This window comes from Streptomyces sp. KL116D (genome assembly GCF_030766975.1).
Taxonomy (GTDB): Bacteria; Actinomycetota; Actinomycetes; order Streptomycetales; family Streptomycetaceae; genus Streptomyces; species Streptomyces longispororuber_A.
In genome coordinates this window covers 747,265-761,993 of sequence record NZ_JASERH010000136.1, presented here as the reverse complement: position 1 = coordinate 761,993, position 14,729 = coordinate 747,265, and the positions used below count along the sequence as shown (strand labels likewise).

11 protein-coding genes and 1 pseudogene are annotated in these 14,729 nt (G+C 72.1%); 6 read left to right on the top strand and 6 right to left on the bottom strand.

The features are described 5' to 3' along the window. Position 1: 1 nt before the first annotated feature. The gene (locus RBJ77_RS52090) at positions 2 to 934 is read right to left on the bottom strand and encodes a sugar phosphate isomerase/epimerase family protein (protein ID WP_372351374.1); all 933 of its coding nucleotides are present in this window, start codon (positions 932 to 934) and stop codon (positions 2 to 4) included. Between the two features lie 127 nt (positions 935 to 1,061). Here RBJ77_RS52090 and iolC point away from each other — a divergent pair. From iolC to mmsA, 5 genes and pseudogenes are all read left to right on the top strand, one after another. After that, positions 1,062 to 2,045: pseudogene (gene iolC, locus RBJ77_RS52085) on the top strand (5-dehydro-2-deoxygluconokinase); the annotation flags it as partial. Between the two features lie 282 nt (positions 2,046 to 2,327). After that, positions 2,328 to 3,101 (top strand): deoxyribose-phosphate aldolase, encoded by a 774-nt coding sequence (locus tag RBJ77_RS52080; RefSeq protein WP_372351567.1) that lies wholly within the window; start codon positions 2,328 to 2,330, stop codon positions 3,099 to 3,101. A gap of 76 nt (positions 3,102 to 3,177) precedes the next feature. After that, on the top strand, positions 3,178 to 3,984 hold the full coding sequence (gene iolB / locus RBJ77_RS52075) for a 5-deoxy-glucuronate isomerase (protein WP_372351373.1): 807 nt from the start codon (positions 3,178 to 3,180) through the stop codon (positions 3,982 to 3,984). After that, on the top strand, positions 3,981 to 5,855 hold the full coding sequence (gene iolD, locus RBJ77_RS52070) for a 3D-(3,5/4)-trihydroxycyclohexane-1,2-dione acylhydrolase (decyclizing) (RefSeq protein WP_372351372.1): 1,875 nt from the start codon (positions 3,981 to 3,983) through the stop codon (positions 5,853 to 5,855). Before iolB ends, iolD begins: the two co-directional genes overlap by 4 nt. 22 nt (positions 5,856 to 5,877) lie before the next feature. Next, positions 5,878 to 7,386, top strand: coding sequence for a CoA-acylating methylmalonate-semialdehyde dehydrogenase (mmsA, locus tag RBJ77_RS52065; RefSeq protein WP_372351371.1), 1,509 nt, complete (start codon positions 5,878 to 5,880; stop codon positions 7,384 to 7,386). 61 nt (positions 7,387 to 7,447) lie between these two features. Here the strand turns inward: mmsA and RBJ77_RS52060 are convergent, their stop codons facing one another. After that, positions 7,448 to 8,284 carry a hypothetical protein gene (locus tag RBJ77_RS52060; protein WP_372351370.1) on the bottom strand — a complete coding sequence of 279 codons (837 nt, stop codon included), beginning with the start codon at positions 8,282 to 8,284 and terminating at the stop codon, positions 7,448 to 7,450. A gap of 462 nt (positions 8,285 to 8,746) precedes the next feature. Here RBJ77_RS52060 and RBJ77_RS52055 point away from each other — a divergent pair, with 462 nt between their 5' ends. Continuing rightward, positions 8,747 to 10,162: an APC family permease gene (locus RBJ77_RS52055; protein WP_372351369.1), complete on the top strand. Its 1,416-nt coding sequence runs from the start codon at positions 8,747 to 8,749 to the stop codon at positions 10,160 to 10,162. Between the two features lie 298 nt (positions 10,163 to 10,460). Here the strand turns inward: RBJ77_RS52055 and RBJ77_RS52050 are convergent, their stop codons facing one another. The 4 genes from RBJ77_RS52050 to RBJ77_RS52035 form a co-directional block, all read right to left on the bottom strand. Continuing rightward, positions 10,461 to 11,774, bottom strand: coding sequence for a Gfo/Idh/MocA family oxidoreductase (locus RBJ77_RS52050; RefSeq protein WP_372351368.1), 1,314 nt, complete (start codon positions 11,772 to 11,774; stop codon positions 10,461 to 10,463). A gap of 2 nt (positions 11,775 to 11,776) precedes the next feature. Beyond that, positions 11,777 to 12,799: a LacI family DNA-binding transcriptional regulator gene (locus RBJ77_RS52045; protein WP_372351367.1), complete on the bottom strand. Its 1,023-nt coding sequence runs from the start codon at positions 12,797 to 12,799 to the stop codon at positions 11,777 to 11,779. A 437-nt stretch (positions 12,800 to 13,236) separates the two neighbouring features. Further along, the gene (locus RBJ77_RS52040) at positions 13,237 to 13,848 is read right to left on the bottom strand and encodes a hypothetical protein (protein WP_372351366.1); all 612 of its coding nucleotides are present in this window, start codon (positions 13,846 to 13,848) and stop codon (positions 13,237 to 13,239) included. Continuing rightward, complete coding sequence (locus RBJ77_RS52035; protein WP_372351365.1) at positions 13,845 to 14,729, bottom strand: carbohydrate ABC transporter permease; 885 nt, start codon at positions 14,727 to 14,729, stop codon at positions 13,845 to 13,847. Before RBJ77_RS52035 ends, RBJ77_RS52040 begins: the two co-directional genes overlap by 4 nt.

The window sequence follows — 14,729 nt, the reverse complement described above, 5'->3', positions numbered from 1 at the left end:
GCTACACGCCGCACGACCGGAGATAGCCCCGCGTACGGCGCGCGACCGGTAGCGGCCGGTCCGGATCGCACGGGTACATGTCCTGCTCGACGATCGCGAAGAGATCGACGCCGAGCCGCTCGGCCGCCGCGAGCACGGGCTCCAACTCCGGTACGCCGCGCGGCGGTTCACACATCACGCCCTGCGCGACGGCCGGCCCGAAGGGCGTGCCGCGGTCCCGGACGTCGGCGAGCACCACCGGGTCGACCTGCTTCAGGTGCAGGTACCCGATGCGCTCCCCGTACGTCTCGATGAGCTTGACGCTGTCGCCGCCGCAGTACGCGTAGTGGCCCGTGTCCAGGCAGAGCGACACCAGCCCGGGGTCGGTCGCGTCGAGGAAGCGGGCGACGTTCTCCTCCGTGTCGATGTGGGTGTCGGCGTGCGGGTGGACGACGACCTCCAGCCCGTACCGGTCGCCCACCTCGCGGGCCAGCCGCTCGGTGCCCGTGGCGAGATGGCCCCACTGCTCGCCGGTGAGCGTGGCGTCCTCCAGGACCTCGCCCGTCTTGTCGTCGCGCCAGAAGGACGGGATGACGACGAGGTGGCGGGCGCCCATGTCCCGGGTCAGGGCGGCGATCGACGCCACGTGCTCCCACGTGCGGTCCCAGACGGCCGGGCCGTGGTGCAGGCCGGTGAAGACGGTGCCGGCGGAGACCTGGAGCCCGCGCCGCCCCGTCTCCTCCGCGAGGACCCGCGGATCGGTCGGCAGGTACCCGTACGGGCCCAGCTCGATCCATTCGTAGCCGGCCTCGGCGACCTCGTCGAGGAACCGCCGCCAGGGCACCTGCTGCGGGTCGTCGGGGAACCAGACGCCCCAGGAGTCGGGGGCCGAGCCGATGCGGATGCGCCGTGACCGTGATGCCTGAGTCGTCACCGGGGTCGTCGGGATCGTCATGGGACCAGCCTTGGGGCCTCCGGAGAGGGGTGTCAAGGCGTGGTCCGAATGTCAGGACAAAATGTTGACAGGGAGGTGCGGCCGGGGCTAGATCTGGCAGGAGACGACGCCGTCGAAGGGACCCTCCATGGCCCGCAGCGAGCCCCGTACCGAGTCAGGCAGCACGTTCGACCTGATCACGATGGGGCGGATCGGGGTGGACCTGTATCCGTTGCAGGCGGGCCGGACGCTCGGGGACGTGGACACGTTCGGGAAGTTCCTCGGCGGGTCCTCGACGAACGTCGCCGTCGCGGCGGCGCGGCTCGGACTGCGCACGGCGACGATCACCCGGACCGGGCGGGATCCCTTCGGTGCGTATCTGCACGACAGGCTGCGGGAGTTCGGGGTCGACGACCGCTGGGTGACGCCGGTCGACGGGCTGCCCACGCCGGTCACCTTCTGCGAGATCTTTCCGCCGGACGACTTCCCGCTGTACTTCTACCGGCAGCCCAAGGCGCCGGACCTGGAGATCGCGCCCGGTGAGCTGGACCTCGACGCGGTCCGGGCCGCCCGGATCTTCTGGATGACCGGTACGGGGCTGAGCGCCGAGCCCAGCAGGAGCGCGACGCTGACCGCTCTCGCGCACCGGGCCGGGGCCGGTGGGGCCACGGTGTTCGACCTGGACTGGCGGCCGATGTTCTGGGGGGAGCCCGGGGCGGCGCGGCCGTACTACCAGGAGGCGTTGCGGCACGCGACGGTGGCCGTCGGGAACGTGGACGAGGTCGAGATCGCCACGGGGGAGCGGGAACCGGGGCGGGCGGCACGGGCGTTGCTCGGGTTCGGTCTCGAGCTCGCGGTGGTCAAGCAGGGGCCGAAGGGCGTGCTGGCGATGACGGCCGGCGGGGAGGCGGTGGAGGTGCCGCCGCTGCCCGTCGACGTGCTCAACGGGCTGGGGGCGGGGGACGCGTTCGGTGGGGCGCTGTGCCGGGGGCTGGTGGAGGGGTGGGGGCTCGAGCGGGTGATGCGGTACGCGAACGCGGCCGGGGCGATCGTGGCGTCCCGGTTGGAGTGCTCTTCGGCCATGCCGGTGCCGGGGGAGGTGGAGGCGGCGCTGGCGGCTGGGCGGGTCGTGGGGGTGGGGGCGTCCCGGCGTCTCGGGGTGTCTGGTCCGTCGGGACGTCGTCCGGAAAGTGACGCGGCACCGGGGGGCCGCCTTGCCCACCCTGCCGCCCCAGGCGGCAGATTGCCCAAGGCGGCGGGGGAGTTGGCGGTGGGGGAGTTGGGTTTGCTCGGGGCCGGTGGGGTTGATGTGCGGGGGATCGCTCGGGTGCGGGCCGAGTGGCCCGGGGCCGTGGCGGAGGCCGCCGCTCGGCGGGGGCGGCGGGAGTTGTTGCCCGGGGCCGGCTCCCGGTTGATGATCATCGCCGCCGACCACCCGGCCCGCGGCGCCCTCGGTGCCGGGGAGCGGGCGTTCGCCATGGCCGACCGGGGGGACCTGCTCGGGCGGCTGTGCCTCGCGCTGTCGCGGCCCGGGGTCGACGGCGTGCTCGCCTCCGCCGACGTACTGGACGACCTGCTGCTGCTCGGCGCGCTGGACGACAAGATCGTCATCGGGTCGATGAACCGGGGCGGACTCGCGGGCGCCTCCTTCGAGATGGACGACCGGTTCACCGGGTACCGGGCGGAGGACCTGGACCGGCTCGGTTTCGACGCCGGGAAGCTGCTGCTGCGGATCGACCACGAGGACGCGGGCTCGCTGCGCACGATGGAGGCCGCCGCCCGTGCCGTCGACGCGATGGCCCGGCACCGGCTGCCGGTCTTCGTCGAACCGTTCCTGTCCCGCCGCGAGCCCGCGACCGGCCTGCTGCGCAACGACCTCAGCGCGGAGGCCGTCGTCCGGTCCATCGCCATCGCCTCCGGCCTCGGCGGCACCTCCGCGTACACCTGGCTGAAGGTCCCGGTCACCGACGACCCGGACGCCATGGCCCGCGTCATGGAGACCTCGACGCTGCCCGCCGTGCTGCTCGGCGGCGACATCAAGGACGGCGACCAGGACGCCGCGTACGAGAAGTGGCGCGGCGCGCTGCAACTGCCCACCGTGCAGGGCCTGGTGGTCGGGCGCTCGCTGCTGTACCCGGTGGACGGCGACGTCGCCGGGGCGGTCGACACCGCCGTCGGGCTGCTGTGACCCACCCGGCGTTCCGGCCGCGTTCATCCCCGCGAAGGACAGAGCTGTACGAAGGACAGAGGAGGACAGTGGAGTCATGACGTACCTCCCGAAGGGGGCCGCGGCCGACGGTCCGTACGCCCTGCTCGTCGATCCGGACAAGGCCGGCTGGTCCCGCGCGGGCCTGCGCGTGCTCGAACTGGAAGCCGGACAGCGGCACGTCTTCGACACCGGCGAGAGTGAATGGATCGTGCTGCCCCTGTCAGGTGGTTGCTCCGTCGGTGTGGAAGGGCGGATCATCGAACTCCTGGGCAGGGACAGCGTGTTCAGCGGCGTGAGCGACTTCGCTTACGTCCCGCGCGACACTCGCGCAGAGATCGCCTCCGGTGCGGGAGGCCGCTTCGCCCTGGCAGGAGCGAAGTGCGGGCGACGACTCCCCGTCCGCTACGGCCCCGCGCCGGAGGTACCCGTCGAGGCCCGCGGCAGCGGCACCAGCGCCCGCCAGGTGCGCAACTTCGCCGCCGCCGGCACCTTCGACTGCGACCAGCTGATCGCCGTGGAGGTGATCACCCCCGGCGGGAACTGGTCCTCGTACCCGCCGCACAAGCACGACGAGCACCGGCCGGGCGCCGAGTCGCTGCTCGAGGAGATCTACTACTTCGAGATCGACGGGGAGGGTGGCTACGGCTACCAGCGGGTGTCGCCCTCCCGGCCGGGTGGTACGGATCTGCTCGCCGAGGTCCGCGGCGGTGACGCGGTCCTCGTCCCGGACGGCTGGCACGGCCCGTCGATCGCCCAGCCGGGACACGCCATGTACTACCTGAACGTGATGGCGGGGCCGGGAGAGGAGAGGGAGTGGCGGATCTGCTTCCACCCCGACCACGTGACGGAGGGATACCGATGACCGGAACCGTTCGGCTCACCACCGCCCAGGCCCTCGTCCGCTTCCTCGCCCGCCAGTACACCGAGCGCGACGGCGACCGGCGGCGGCTGATCGGCGCGACCTGGGGCATCTTCGGCCACGGCAACGTCGCGGGGCTCGGCCAGGCCCTCGTCCAGTACGCCGACGAGATGCCGTTCCACCAGGGGCGCAACGAGCAGGCGATGGTGCACGCGGCCGTCGGGTACGCGCGCCAGAGCGGCCGTCTCGCCACCCACGCGGTGACCACCTCCATCGGCCCCGGCGCCACCAACCTCGTCACCGGCGCCGCCCTCGCCACCATCAACCACCTGCCCGTCCTGCTGCTGCCCGGCGACGTGTTCGCGGCGCGGCCCGCCGACCCCGTCCTCCAGCAGCTCGAAGTCCCCTACGCGGGCGACGTGTCGGTCAACGACTGCCTGCGGCCCGTGTCGAAGTACTTCGACCGGATCACCCGGCCCGAGCAGCTGGTCCCGGCCGCGCTCGCCGCGATGCGGGTGCTCACCGACCCGGTCGACACCGGCGCCGTCACCCTCGCGCTGCCGCAGGACGTGCAGGCGGAGGCGTACGACTGGCCGGAGGAGTTCTTCGCCGAGCGCGTCTGGGCGATCCGCCGCCCCGCCCCCGACCCGGCCGAACTCGCCGCCGCCGCACAGGCGTTGAGGTCGGCGCGGCGGCCCCTGCTGATCGCCGGCGGCGGCGTGCACCACAGCGGCGCGCAGGACGCCCTCGCGGCGTTCGCGGACGCCACCAAGATCCCCGTCGCGTCCACCCAGGCCGGCAAGGGCTCCCTGCGCCACGACCACCCGGCCGACGTCGGCGGCATCGGCCACACCGGCACCGCCACCGCCGACGAACTGGCCCGCACCGCGGACCTGGTGATCGGCGTCGGTACCCGCTACTCCGACTTCACGACGGCCTCCGGCACGCTCTTCGAGGACCCCGGGGTCCGCTTCCTGAACCTGAACGTCGCCGCGTTCGACGCGCACAAGCTGGCCGCGCTGCCCCTGGTCGCCGACGCCCGCACGGGCCTGACCGCGCTGCGCGAGGCCGTCGCCGGGTACCGGGCCGAGCCCGCCCACATCACCGAGTACACCGACGACAAGGAACGCTGGGAGCACCGCGTCGACGCCTGCTACGCCGCCGACGACGACCTCGTCCGCCCCACCCAGGCCCAGGTCCTCGGCGCCCTCGACGCGCTGGTGACCGGCGACGACATCCTGATCAACGCGGCCGGCTCGCTCCCCGGCGACCTGCACAAGCTGTGGCGGACCCGCTCCCACGACCAGTACCACGTCGAGTACGGCTACTCCTGCATGGGCTACGAGATCCCCGCCTCGATCGGGGTCGCCCTCGCCGCGCCGGGCCGGCCGGTGTGGGCGCTGGTCGGCGACGGCACGTACCTGATGATGCCGACCGAGATCGTCACCGCCGTGCAGGAGAACATCCCGGTCAAGGTCGTCGTCCTGCAGAACCACGGGTACGCCTCGATCGGCGGGCTCTCCGCGTCCGTGGGCGCGGAGGGGTTCGCGACGGGCTACCGGTACCGCGAGGGCGAGGGGTACACGGGCGCCCCGCTCCCCGTCGACCTCGCCGCCAACGCGGCCAGCCTCGGCATGGACGTGCACCGGGCGAAGACGGTCAGGGAGCTGCGCGAGGCGCTGGCCGCGGCGCGCGCCGCCACGCGCCCCACATGTGTCTACGTCGAGACCGAAACGGCAGACACAGTGTCGGGCCCGCCCCCGGCGCAGGCGTGGTGGGATGTGCCCGTGGCCGAGACGGCCGACCGACCGTCCGCCGTCAAGGCCCGCGAGGAGTACGACCGGCACGTCACCGCCCGACGCCGCCACCTCTGAGACGTAACAGGAGTTGCCCCACATGTCTGACACGAAGTTGGTCCACCACTGGATCGGCGGCAAGACCGTCGAGGGCGCATCGGGCAACCACGGCCCGGTGACCGACCCGGCGACCGGCGCCGTGACCACCCAGGTCGACTTCGCCTCGGTCGAGGAGGTGGACGCGGCCGTCGCCGCCGCCAAGGAGGCGTACGCGACGTGGGGCCAGTCGTCCCTCGCCAAGCGCACCGAGATCCTCTTCCGGTTCCGCGCGCTGCTCGACGCCAACCGGGACGCGATCGCCGAGCTGATCACCGCCGAGCACGGCAAGGTGCACTCGGACGCGCTCGGCGAGGTGGCCCGCGGCCTGGAGATCGTCGACCTGGCCTGCGGCATCAACGTCCAGCTCAAGGGCGAGCTGTCGACGCAGGTCGCCAGCCGCGTGGACGTGTCCTCGATCCGGCAGCCGCTGGGTGTCGTGGCCGGCATCACGCCGTTCAACTTCCCGGCCATGGTGCCGATGTGGATGTTCCCGATCGCCATCGCGTGCGGCAACACCTTCGTCCTGAAGCCGTCGGAGAAGGACCCCTCGGCGTCGCTGAAGATCGCGGAGCTGCTGTCCGAGGCGGGCCTGCCCGACGGCGTCTTCAACGTCGTGCACGGCGACAAGGTCGCCGTCGACCGCCTCCTGGAGCACCCGGACGTCTCCGCCGTCTCCTTCGTCGGCTCGACCCCGATCGCCCGCTACATCCACACCACCGCCTCCGCCAACGGCAAGCGCGTCCAGGCGCTCGGCGGCGCCAAGAACCACATGCTGGTGCTGCCGGACGCCGACCTGGACGCGGCCGCGGACGCCGCCGTCTCCGCCGCGTACGGCTCGGCCGGCGAGCGCTGCATGGCCATCTCCGCCGTCGTCGCCGTCGGCTCGGTCGCCGACGAACTCGTCGGGAAGATCAAGGACCGCGCCGAGAAGATCAAGATCGGTCCCGGCAACGACCCGGCGTCCGAGATGGGCCCGCTCATCACGGCCGTCCACCGCGACAAGGTCGCCTCGTACGTCGAGGGCGCCGCGGCCGAGGGCTGCGACGTCGTCCTCGACGGCACCGGCTACACGGTCGAGGGCCACGAGAACGGCCACTGGATCGGCCTCTCGCTCCTCGACAACGTCCCGACGTCCGCCAAGGCGTACCAGGACGAGATCTTTGGCCCGGTGCTGTGCGTGCTGCGCGTCGACACGTACGAGGAGGGCCTGGCGCTGATCAACGCCTCGCCGTTCGGCAACGGCACGGCGATCTTCACCCGGGACGGCGGCGCCGCCCGCCGCTTCCAGCTGGAGGTCGAGGCCGGCATGGTCGGCGTGAACGTGCCGATCCCGGTGCCGGTGGGCTACCACTCCTTCGGCGGCTGGAAGGACAGCCTCTTCGGCGACCACCACATCTACGGCAACGACGGCACGCACTTCTACACCCGCGGCAAGGTCGTCACCACGCGCTGGCCCGACCCGTCCGAGGCCCCCTCGGGCGTGGACCTGGGCTTCCCGCGCAACCACTGAGGCACCGGTACGTGAGCGGGGCCCCGGCCGTGGGTACGGCCGGGGCCCCGCGCGCGCGTGCTCAGCCCTGTTGCTGCTGGGCGTTCTTGAGCTGGTCGGTGACGTCGCCGGTCTGCGCGGCCGGCGGCGCGGTGATCCGCTTCGCCCCGCCGAACTTCTCGAAGTCCATCGACACCTTCATGGCGCCCATGTCCTGCGTCATCCGGACCGGCAGGTCCTTGCCGTCCAGCCAGACGTCGATGACGAGCTCGTCCACGCCGCCGGTCATCCGGTTCGCCAGGCCGTCGCCGTTGTAGGCGTCGCCGATTCTGCCCATCGCCTTCTTGTCGAGGGTCGCGCGGTAGTGCGTGGCGGACCGCCCGTCGACCGTCGTCTCGCCCAGTTCCTTCACGTTGCTCGCGTACCTGAGCTGCTTCAGCGCCTGCGTGGGGCTCTGGTCGGCGCCGTTCTGCATCGCGGCCGCGCCCTGCTCGCCGAACACGGCGGAGGTGTCGACCTTCATCCACTCCTTGCCCCGGAGCGGGCCGGAGGGCTGCGGGTCGACGTCGTAGTAGTAGGCGCCGTCGACGTAGAGCGCGCGGATCGTCTTCGAGGCCGTCAGCGCCTGCATCTGGGCCTGCGCGCTGTCCATCTCGACGTCGAAGGCGAAGCCGTCGCTCCAGCTGTACGTGCCGTCCATCGCGACGGCCTTGCCGCCGGGCAGCGTCGTCGTCATCTTCACCTCGGCCGAGCCGAGCTCGTCCGTCCTGTCGGTGGCGCGGCCGAACGCGGCCATGATGGTGTCCGCGTGGTCGGCGACCTCCGCGGCCCGCTTGACGCCGTCGGCGCCGCACGCGGTCGTCGCGGCCAGCGCGGCCACGGTGATCCCCGTCCAGGCCACGAACCGTATGTGCTTCATCTGTCCCGCCCCCTGCTGTGCGTTCCCTGTGCGTTCCCCTGTGTGTGCGGGGGCGGACTCTAGCGGCGCCGGGGGCGTGGGCCAATCCGAGGGACATATGGGACCCGGTGGTGTCCGGACTGCGGACAAATTCCGGCGAACTTCGGAGCCCGGGCTGCGGTTCCCGTACGTAGGGGATGAAACGGGCTCCGCAAGCTATCCGACCGGTGCGCCTTGGATAACAAGGTCATCCATCGCAATCACTGCATGGAACTCGGCCGACTTTGCGAACAGCTAAAGAAGCGCGGGCGGTTGGACGCCGTGAAGGGTGCGGAATCCGCAGGGAAACGGCCGTTGACGTTCCGGATACGCGCGGGGTTCCATGACGCGCCGGGAGCGGACAAGGAACCACCAGTACAGCCTTCGGAGGCGATAGCGCTCCCGCCCGAACCACCTGCCGCACGAGTCGATCGGAACCGCTCCATGACCGACACGCTTCGCCCCGCCGTATCCCCATCGGTGGAGCCCTTGCCGAACTCGGCACCCCAAGGCTCTCCCCAGAAGCTCAAGCGTTCCATCGGCGTCGTCGGCGGCACCCTGCTCACGCTGTCGTGCGTGACGCCCGCCTCCACGCTCTTCGTCGTCGTCCCCGACCTGTTCGGCTCGCTCGGCACCGCCACCGCCCTGACCATCGCGATCGGCTCCCTGCTCTGCATCGGCGTGGCGTTCTGCTACTCGGAGCTGGGCACGCTCATCCCCAGCGCCGGCGGCGAGTACGCCATGGTGTCGACGCTCGCGGGCCGCCTCGCCGGCTGGCTCGTCTTCGTGCTGTCCCTGCTGGTCGTGATGATCGTGCCGCCGGTGATCGCCATGGGCACCGCGGACTACCTCGCCCCGATCGTGCACCTCGACCCGGCGATCGCGGGCGCCGGCGTGATGCTCCTCGCCACCCTCGCCGGACTGCTCGACCTGCGGGCCAACGCCTGGATCACCGGAGTCTTCCTCGTCCTGGAGGTCATCGCGGCGGCCGTCGTCGCCGTGCTCGGCTTCGCGCACAGCGAGCGCGGCGCGGGCTCTCTGGTGTCGATGGAGGTCGCGGGCGGCAACGGCCACACGGACACCGTCACCGCCATGCTCGTCGTCTCCGGCCTGGCCATCGCCCTCTTCATCACCCAGGGCTTCTCCACCGCCGTCTACCTCTCCGAGGAGCTGGAGAACCCCCGCACGTCCGTGTCCCGCACGGTCCTCGCCACGCTCGCCATCTCCACGGTGATCATCCTCGTCCCGGTCGTCGCGATCACCATGGGCGCGCCCGACCTCGCGGCCCTCACCTCCGGTGACATCGGCGGCATGGTCGAGGCCTGGTCGAACTCGGCCGTCGGCACCTTCGTCTCGCTCTGCGTCGCGCTCGCCATCATCAACGCGGGCATCGTCATGGTGATCCAGAACTCGCGCGTGCTCTTCGCGTCGGCCCGGGACAAGGCGTGGCCCGAGCCGGTCAACCGGGGCCTGGCCAAGCTCGGCCGGTTCGGCTCCCCGTGGGTCGCCACGCTCGTCGTGGGCGTCCCCGGCGCCGCCCTCTGCTTCGTCAACCTGGACACCCTCTACGGCGTCACCGGCGTCTCCGTCACCGGCATGTACCTCCTGGTCGCGGTCGCCGCGCTGTTCGCTCGCCGCGGGGCGCACCGGGGGCAGTCGGCGTGGCGCATGCCGCTGTGGCCGGGGATCCCGCTGCTGCTGATCGCCGTCATGGCGTACATCCTCAGCCAGCAGGAGGCGTCCTACCTGCTGTGGACCGGGGGGATCGCCGCGGTGGCGACCCTGTACTGGGCGCTGTACCTGCGGCCGCGCCGGGAGACTCGCTGGCTGGTCACCCTGCCCGAGGACACCCAGCCGTAGCGCTCACGCTGCTTCGTCGGCGTCTGCGGGTGCGTGGGGGCTGGTCGCGCAGTTCCCCGCGCCCCTGAAAAACCGACTGCGTCTGCCGGGTTGGTGTTTCGTCGCGGGCTGCCGGGCCGGTGGGGGTTCTCGCGCAGTTCCCCGCGCCCCTGAGATGCGCACCCTTCGGGTGGCATCTCCCCGGCCGGGGAAGGCGGCGCGCCAGCGCATGCCTTCCAGGGGCGCGGGGAACTGCGCGAGCAACCACGACGTACCCGCAGACGCAGTCGGTTTTCAGGGGCGCGGGGAACTCACCCGGTCACCAGAGGTCAGCCGTCTCCACGGGGCCGCCGGAGATCAGGGAGGCGTTGCCCGCCACCCCGACGGCCAGCGCCAGCGCACCGTCACGGGCCGTCGCCCCCTTCCCCGCCGCCGGCACGGCCCCCTCGTCGGAACCGTCCCCGAGCGGCCCGAAGAGTTCCTTCAGCATCCGCAGGTCACCCCCGCCGTGCGACCCCGCCGACGTCTCGTACGGCACCTCGCGCGGCGCCTCCCACAGCGGCCGCAGCAGGATCGAGGTGCGGCCCGGGTTGGCCATCACCACCCCGCCGTGCGCACCCGCCGCACCGCGCGGCGGGCGCGGCTGCTGCCAGGTGTTCTCCTCGACCTCCAGCTCCAGCCGCCCACCGGTGCCGTTGAACATCACCCGGTAGCCCTCCCAGGGCGAGTACGCCGTGAGGTGGTACGTCATCGTGGCCCCGGAGTCGTAACGGACCAGGACCGACAGGTCGTCCTCGATGTCGATGGCGTCACCGAAGACGTTCCGGTCGCGGACGTACGGGTCGCCCTCGGCCTCCGCCCGGAGGTAGAGCGCGTCGAGGTCGGGGTCGTCGGCGAGGTGGATCGCGTACGGGTCGTCGGCCGCCTCGGCCGAGCCGTGGGCGCGGACGTAGTCGCGGCGCAGCCCGGTGCGTTCGCCGTTGGCACGGCCGTAGAAGACCAGACCGCCCTCCGCGTACACCCGTGAAGGGGCCGCGCCCAGCCACCAGTTGACCAGGTCGAAGTGGTGGCCCGACTTGTGCACGAGGAGCCCGCCGCTGTGCCGCTTCTCGCGGTGCCAGCGGCGGAAGTAGTCCGCGCCGTGCCGCACGTCGAGCAGCCACTCGAAGTGCACCGAGCGGATCTCGCCGATCGCGCCGTCGTGCAGCAGCTGCCAGACCTTCTCGTGGGCCGGGTTGTAGCGGTAGTTGAAGCCGACGGAGAGCTCGCCGCCGGTGCGGTCCACGGCGTCGAGGATGGTGCGGCACCGGGCCGCGTCCGTGGTGAGGGGCTTCTCCGTCACCACCCGGCAGCCCGCTTCGAGGGCCGTCGTGATGTACGTGTGGTGCGTCGCGTCGACCGTGGTGACCACGACCTCGTCGATGCGGTGGTCGCGCAGCGCCCCGGCGAAGGCGGCCGGGTCGCAGGCCGCCGCCTCCGGTGCGCCGAGCGAGGTGAGCAGCCGGTTGTGGTGGGCGACCCGGGCCGGGCTCGGGTCGGCGAGCAGGGCCACGTCGTAGTGGGCCCGGGCGGCCATGGCCCTCGTGTACATCCGGGCACGGTGGCCGGTGCCGATGATCGCGGCGCGCTTCATGGTCAGGCGTCCTTTCGAGGGGCGGGTCCGGTCGAGCGGCGGACTATCAACTCGCTGTCCAGGGCGACCTCCTGGGGTGGGTGGCCGGGGTCGTCCAGGTGGTGCAGCATCAGGTCGACGGCCCGTTCGCCGAGCGCGTCGAGCGGGATGCGGACCGTGGTGAGCGCGGGCGTCGCGGTGGTGGCGAGCAGGGTGTCGTCGGCGCCGACCACGCTCACGTCGTCCGGGACGCGCACGCCCCGGTCGGCGAGCCGGGACAGCACGCCGAGCGCCATCAGGTCGTTGTGCGCGACGATCGCGGTCGCGCCCGCCGCGAGGGCCAGGTCGGCGACCTGCGCACCGGTGTGGAACTTGGGCTCGTGCGGCCCGAACTCGGTCACTTTCAGGTGGAGTTGCTCGGCCGCGAACCGTACGGCGTGGCCGCGCTGCTCGCTCGACCAGGAGTTGCGGGCCCCCAGGACGAGGGCCAGGTGGCGGTGGCCGAGCGCGTGCAGATGGGCCACCGCCTGGCGCAGGCCGTCCTCGCTGGGGGCGACGACGGACGGCACCCCGGACACGCTCCGGTTCACGGCGACGCTCGGCACCTGCCGGACGATCTCGCCGAGCCGGTCGCCGGTCATCCTCGGGGCGACGAGCAGCAGCCCGTCGACCTGGCGGGCCAGCGTCAGCGCCAACTCGTACTCGTCGTCGGGGTGTTCGTCGGTGTCCGCGAGGAACACCGCGTAGTCCTTGCGGCGGGCGCGGGCCTGGACCGCCTTGACGATCACGGCGAAGAACGGGTTGGCGATGTCGGGGACGATCAGGCCGAGGGTGCCGGTGCGGCCGAGGGCCAGGGAGCGGGCGATCCGGTTGGGGCGGTAGCCGAGGCGTTCCGCTGCCGCGAGGACCTTTCGGCGGGTCTCGGGGCGGACCTGGTCCGGGGAGGCGAAGCAGCGGCTCACGGTCGACGGGGAGACGCCTGCGCCGGCCGCCACGTCTTCGGCACTCGCGCCCACGCTGCCGCGTCTCGGCTCGTCCTCGTTCATGTGGTCCCCCTCCTGGGTGGCGCGTCCGCGCCGTGACTGGTGCTGACCCGTCAGCGGCTGCGGGTCCGTCGTGGCTGCTCGCGCAGTTCCCCGCGCCCCTGAAATGCCGGCCTTCGGCCGGCAATCCGGGGGCGGGCATGTCAAGCGCGTCAGTGGTTGTGGGTTCGTCGTGGCTGGTCGCGTAGTTCCTCGCGTCCCTGAAGTGCTGGCCTTCGGCCGGCAATCCGGGGGTGGGTATATCGAGTGCGTCAGTGGTTGTGGGTTCGTCGTGGCTGGTCGCGTAGTTCCTCGCGTCCCTGAAGTGCTGGCCTTCGGCCGGCAATCCGGGGGCGGGCATGTCGAGTGCGTCAGCGGTTGTGGGTCTGTCGTGGCTGGTCGCGTAGTTCTTCGCGCTCTTGAAGTGCCGGCCTTCGGCCGCCAATCCGGGGGTGGGCATCTCAAGCCCCTCCGGCGATTGAGGAGCGGGGGCCGGGGCGGAGCCCCGTGCGGCGCCGGTCCACGGCTACGGCGGCCAAGGACAACACTCCCGCCACCAGCGGAGCGAGCAGCAGGAGTTGCCACACGCAGACCGCCGACACCAGCACCGCTCCCGCCAGCATCGCCGTGCCCGACGGATCCCGGGCCGGCCGGGCCCAGCGGGACGTCGCGGACCAGGCCGCCGCCATCCGGACCTGGTACACGACCACCGCCCCGGCCGCCCCCGCGATCACCAGCGCGAGGAGCCAGAAGAACGGCAGGTCGCCCGCGACGGCGGCCAGCCGCAGATCGGCGGCGAGGAAGCCGAGGGCGAGCAGACCGGCGGCGCCGACCTTCGCCCCGCCGGGCAGCGCGGCCCGCCAGTCCGCCGCGAACCGCCGTGCCGTACCGGGCGAGGGCCCGTCCGGCAGACAGCGCCGCACCGCGGCGCACCCCGCCGCCGTCGCGGCCGGCCAGGTGACCACGAGCAGCGACCCCGCCGCCACGAGCACGCCGATCCACAGCACTTCGGCGAAGAGCGTGAAGCGCTCGCCGTACGGGGTGTCACGCCGACCGGTCACGGGCCGCGTCATCCCTTCAGTCCTGACGTCGCCGCGCCCTCGATGAGCAGCCGCTGGAAGGCCACGAAGAACGCGATCACCGGCAGCAGCGACAGCACCGACATGCCGAGCATCGCCCCGTAGTCCTGGCTGCTCGTCGAGTCGACGAACAGCCGCAGGGCCAGCGGCAGCGGGTACTTCTCCGGTGACTGGAGGTAGATCAGCGGAGCGAAGAAGTCGTTCCACGACCAGATGAAGGTGAAGATCGCCGTGGTGATCAGCGCCGGGCGCAGCAGCGGCAGGATGATGTGGCCGAAGATGCGGAAGTGGCCGCAGCCGTCGATCAGCGCCGCCTCGTCGAGGCTGCGCGGCAGGTTGCGGACGAACTGCACCATCAGGAACACGAAGAACGCGTCCGTGGCGAGGAACTTGCCCAGGAGCAGCGGCACGTACGTGTCGACCAGGCCGGCCTTCTGGAACATCGTGTACTGCGGGATGAGCAGCAGGTGGGTCGGCAGCAGGATCGTGCCGATCATGATCGCGAACATCGGGCCGCGGCCGCGGAACCGCAGCCGGGCGAAGGCGTACGCGGCGATCGAGCACGACAGGACGTTGCCCACCACCGAACCGAGCGACAGGATCAGCGAGTTGGTGAAGAACCGCCAGGCGGGGACCTCGGCGATGCCGTCCAGGGCCGTACTGAAGCCGCTCCAGCTGACCCTCGACGGCAGCAGGTCGAAGCTGGAGATGATCTCGTCGGCGGGCTTCACCGACGCGGTGAACACCCACAGCACCGGGTAGAGCAGGACGAGGAGCAGGGCCACGGCACCCACGTGCCAGGCCAGGGAGCGGGACCGGGACCGGGCGCGGGGCGCCGCGGCAGGGGCGGGGATCTGTACAGGGGTGGTCGTCAC

Coding starts and splice junctions, on each gene's coding strand:
- RBJ77_RS52090 (WP_372351374.1), bottom strand. CDS start 934: ATGACGATCCCGACGACCCCGGTGACGACTCAGGCATCACGGTCACGG.
- RBJ77_RS52080 (WP_372351567.1), top strand. CDS start 2,328: ATGATCATCGCCGCCGACCACCCGGCCCGCGGCGCCCTCGGTGCCGGG.
- iolB (WP_372351373.1), top strand. CDS start 3,178: ATGACGTACCTCCCGAAGGGGGCCGCGGCCGACGGTCCGTACGCCCTG.
- iolD (WP_372351372.1), top strand. CDS start 3,981: ATGACCGGAACCGTTCGGCTCACCACCGCCCAGGCCCTCGTCCGCTTC.
- mmsA (WP_372351371.1), top strand. CDS start 5,878: ATGTCTGACACGAAGTTGGTCCACCACTGGATCGGCGGCAAGACCGTC.
- RBJ77_RS52060 (WP_372351370.1), bottom strand. CDS start 8,284: ATGAAGCACATACGGTTCGTGGCCTGGACGGGGATCACCGTGGCCGCG.
- RBJ77_RS52055 (WP_372351369.1), top strand. CDS start 8,747: ATGACCGACACGCTTCGCCCCGCCGTATCCCCATCGGTGGAGCCCTTG.
- RBJ77_RS52050 (WP_372351368.1), bottom strand. CDS start 11,774: ATGAAGCGCGCCGCGATCATCGGCACCGGCCACCGTGCCCGGATGTAC.
- RBJ77_RS52045 (WP_372351367.1), bottom strand. CDS start 12,799: ATGAACGAGGACGAGCCGAGACGCGGCAGCGTGGGCGCGAGTGCCGAA.
- RBJ77_RS52040 (WP_372351366.1), bottom strand. CDS start 13,848: ATGACGCGGCCCGTGACCGGTCGGCGTGACACCCCGTACGGCGAGCGC.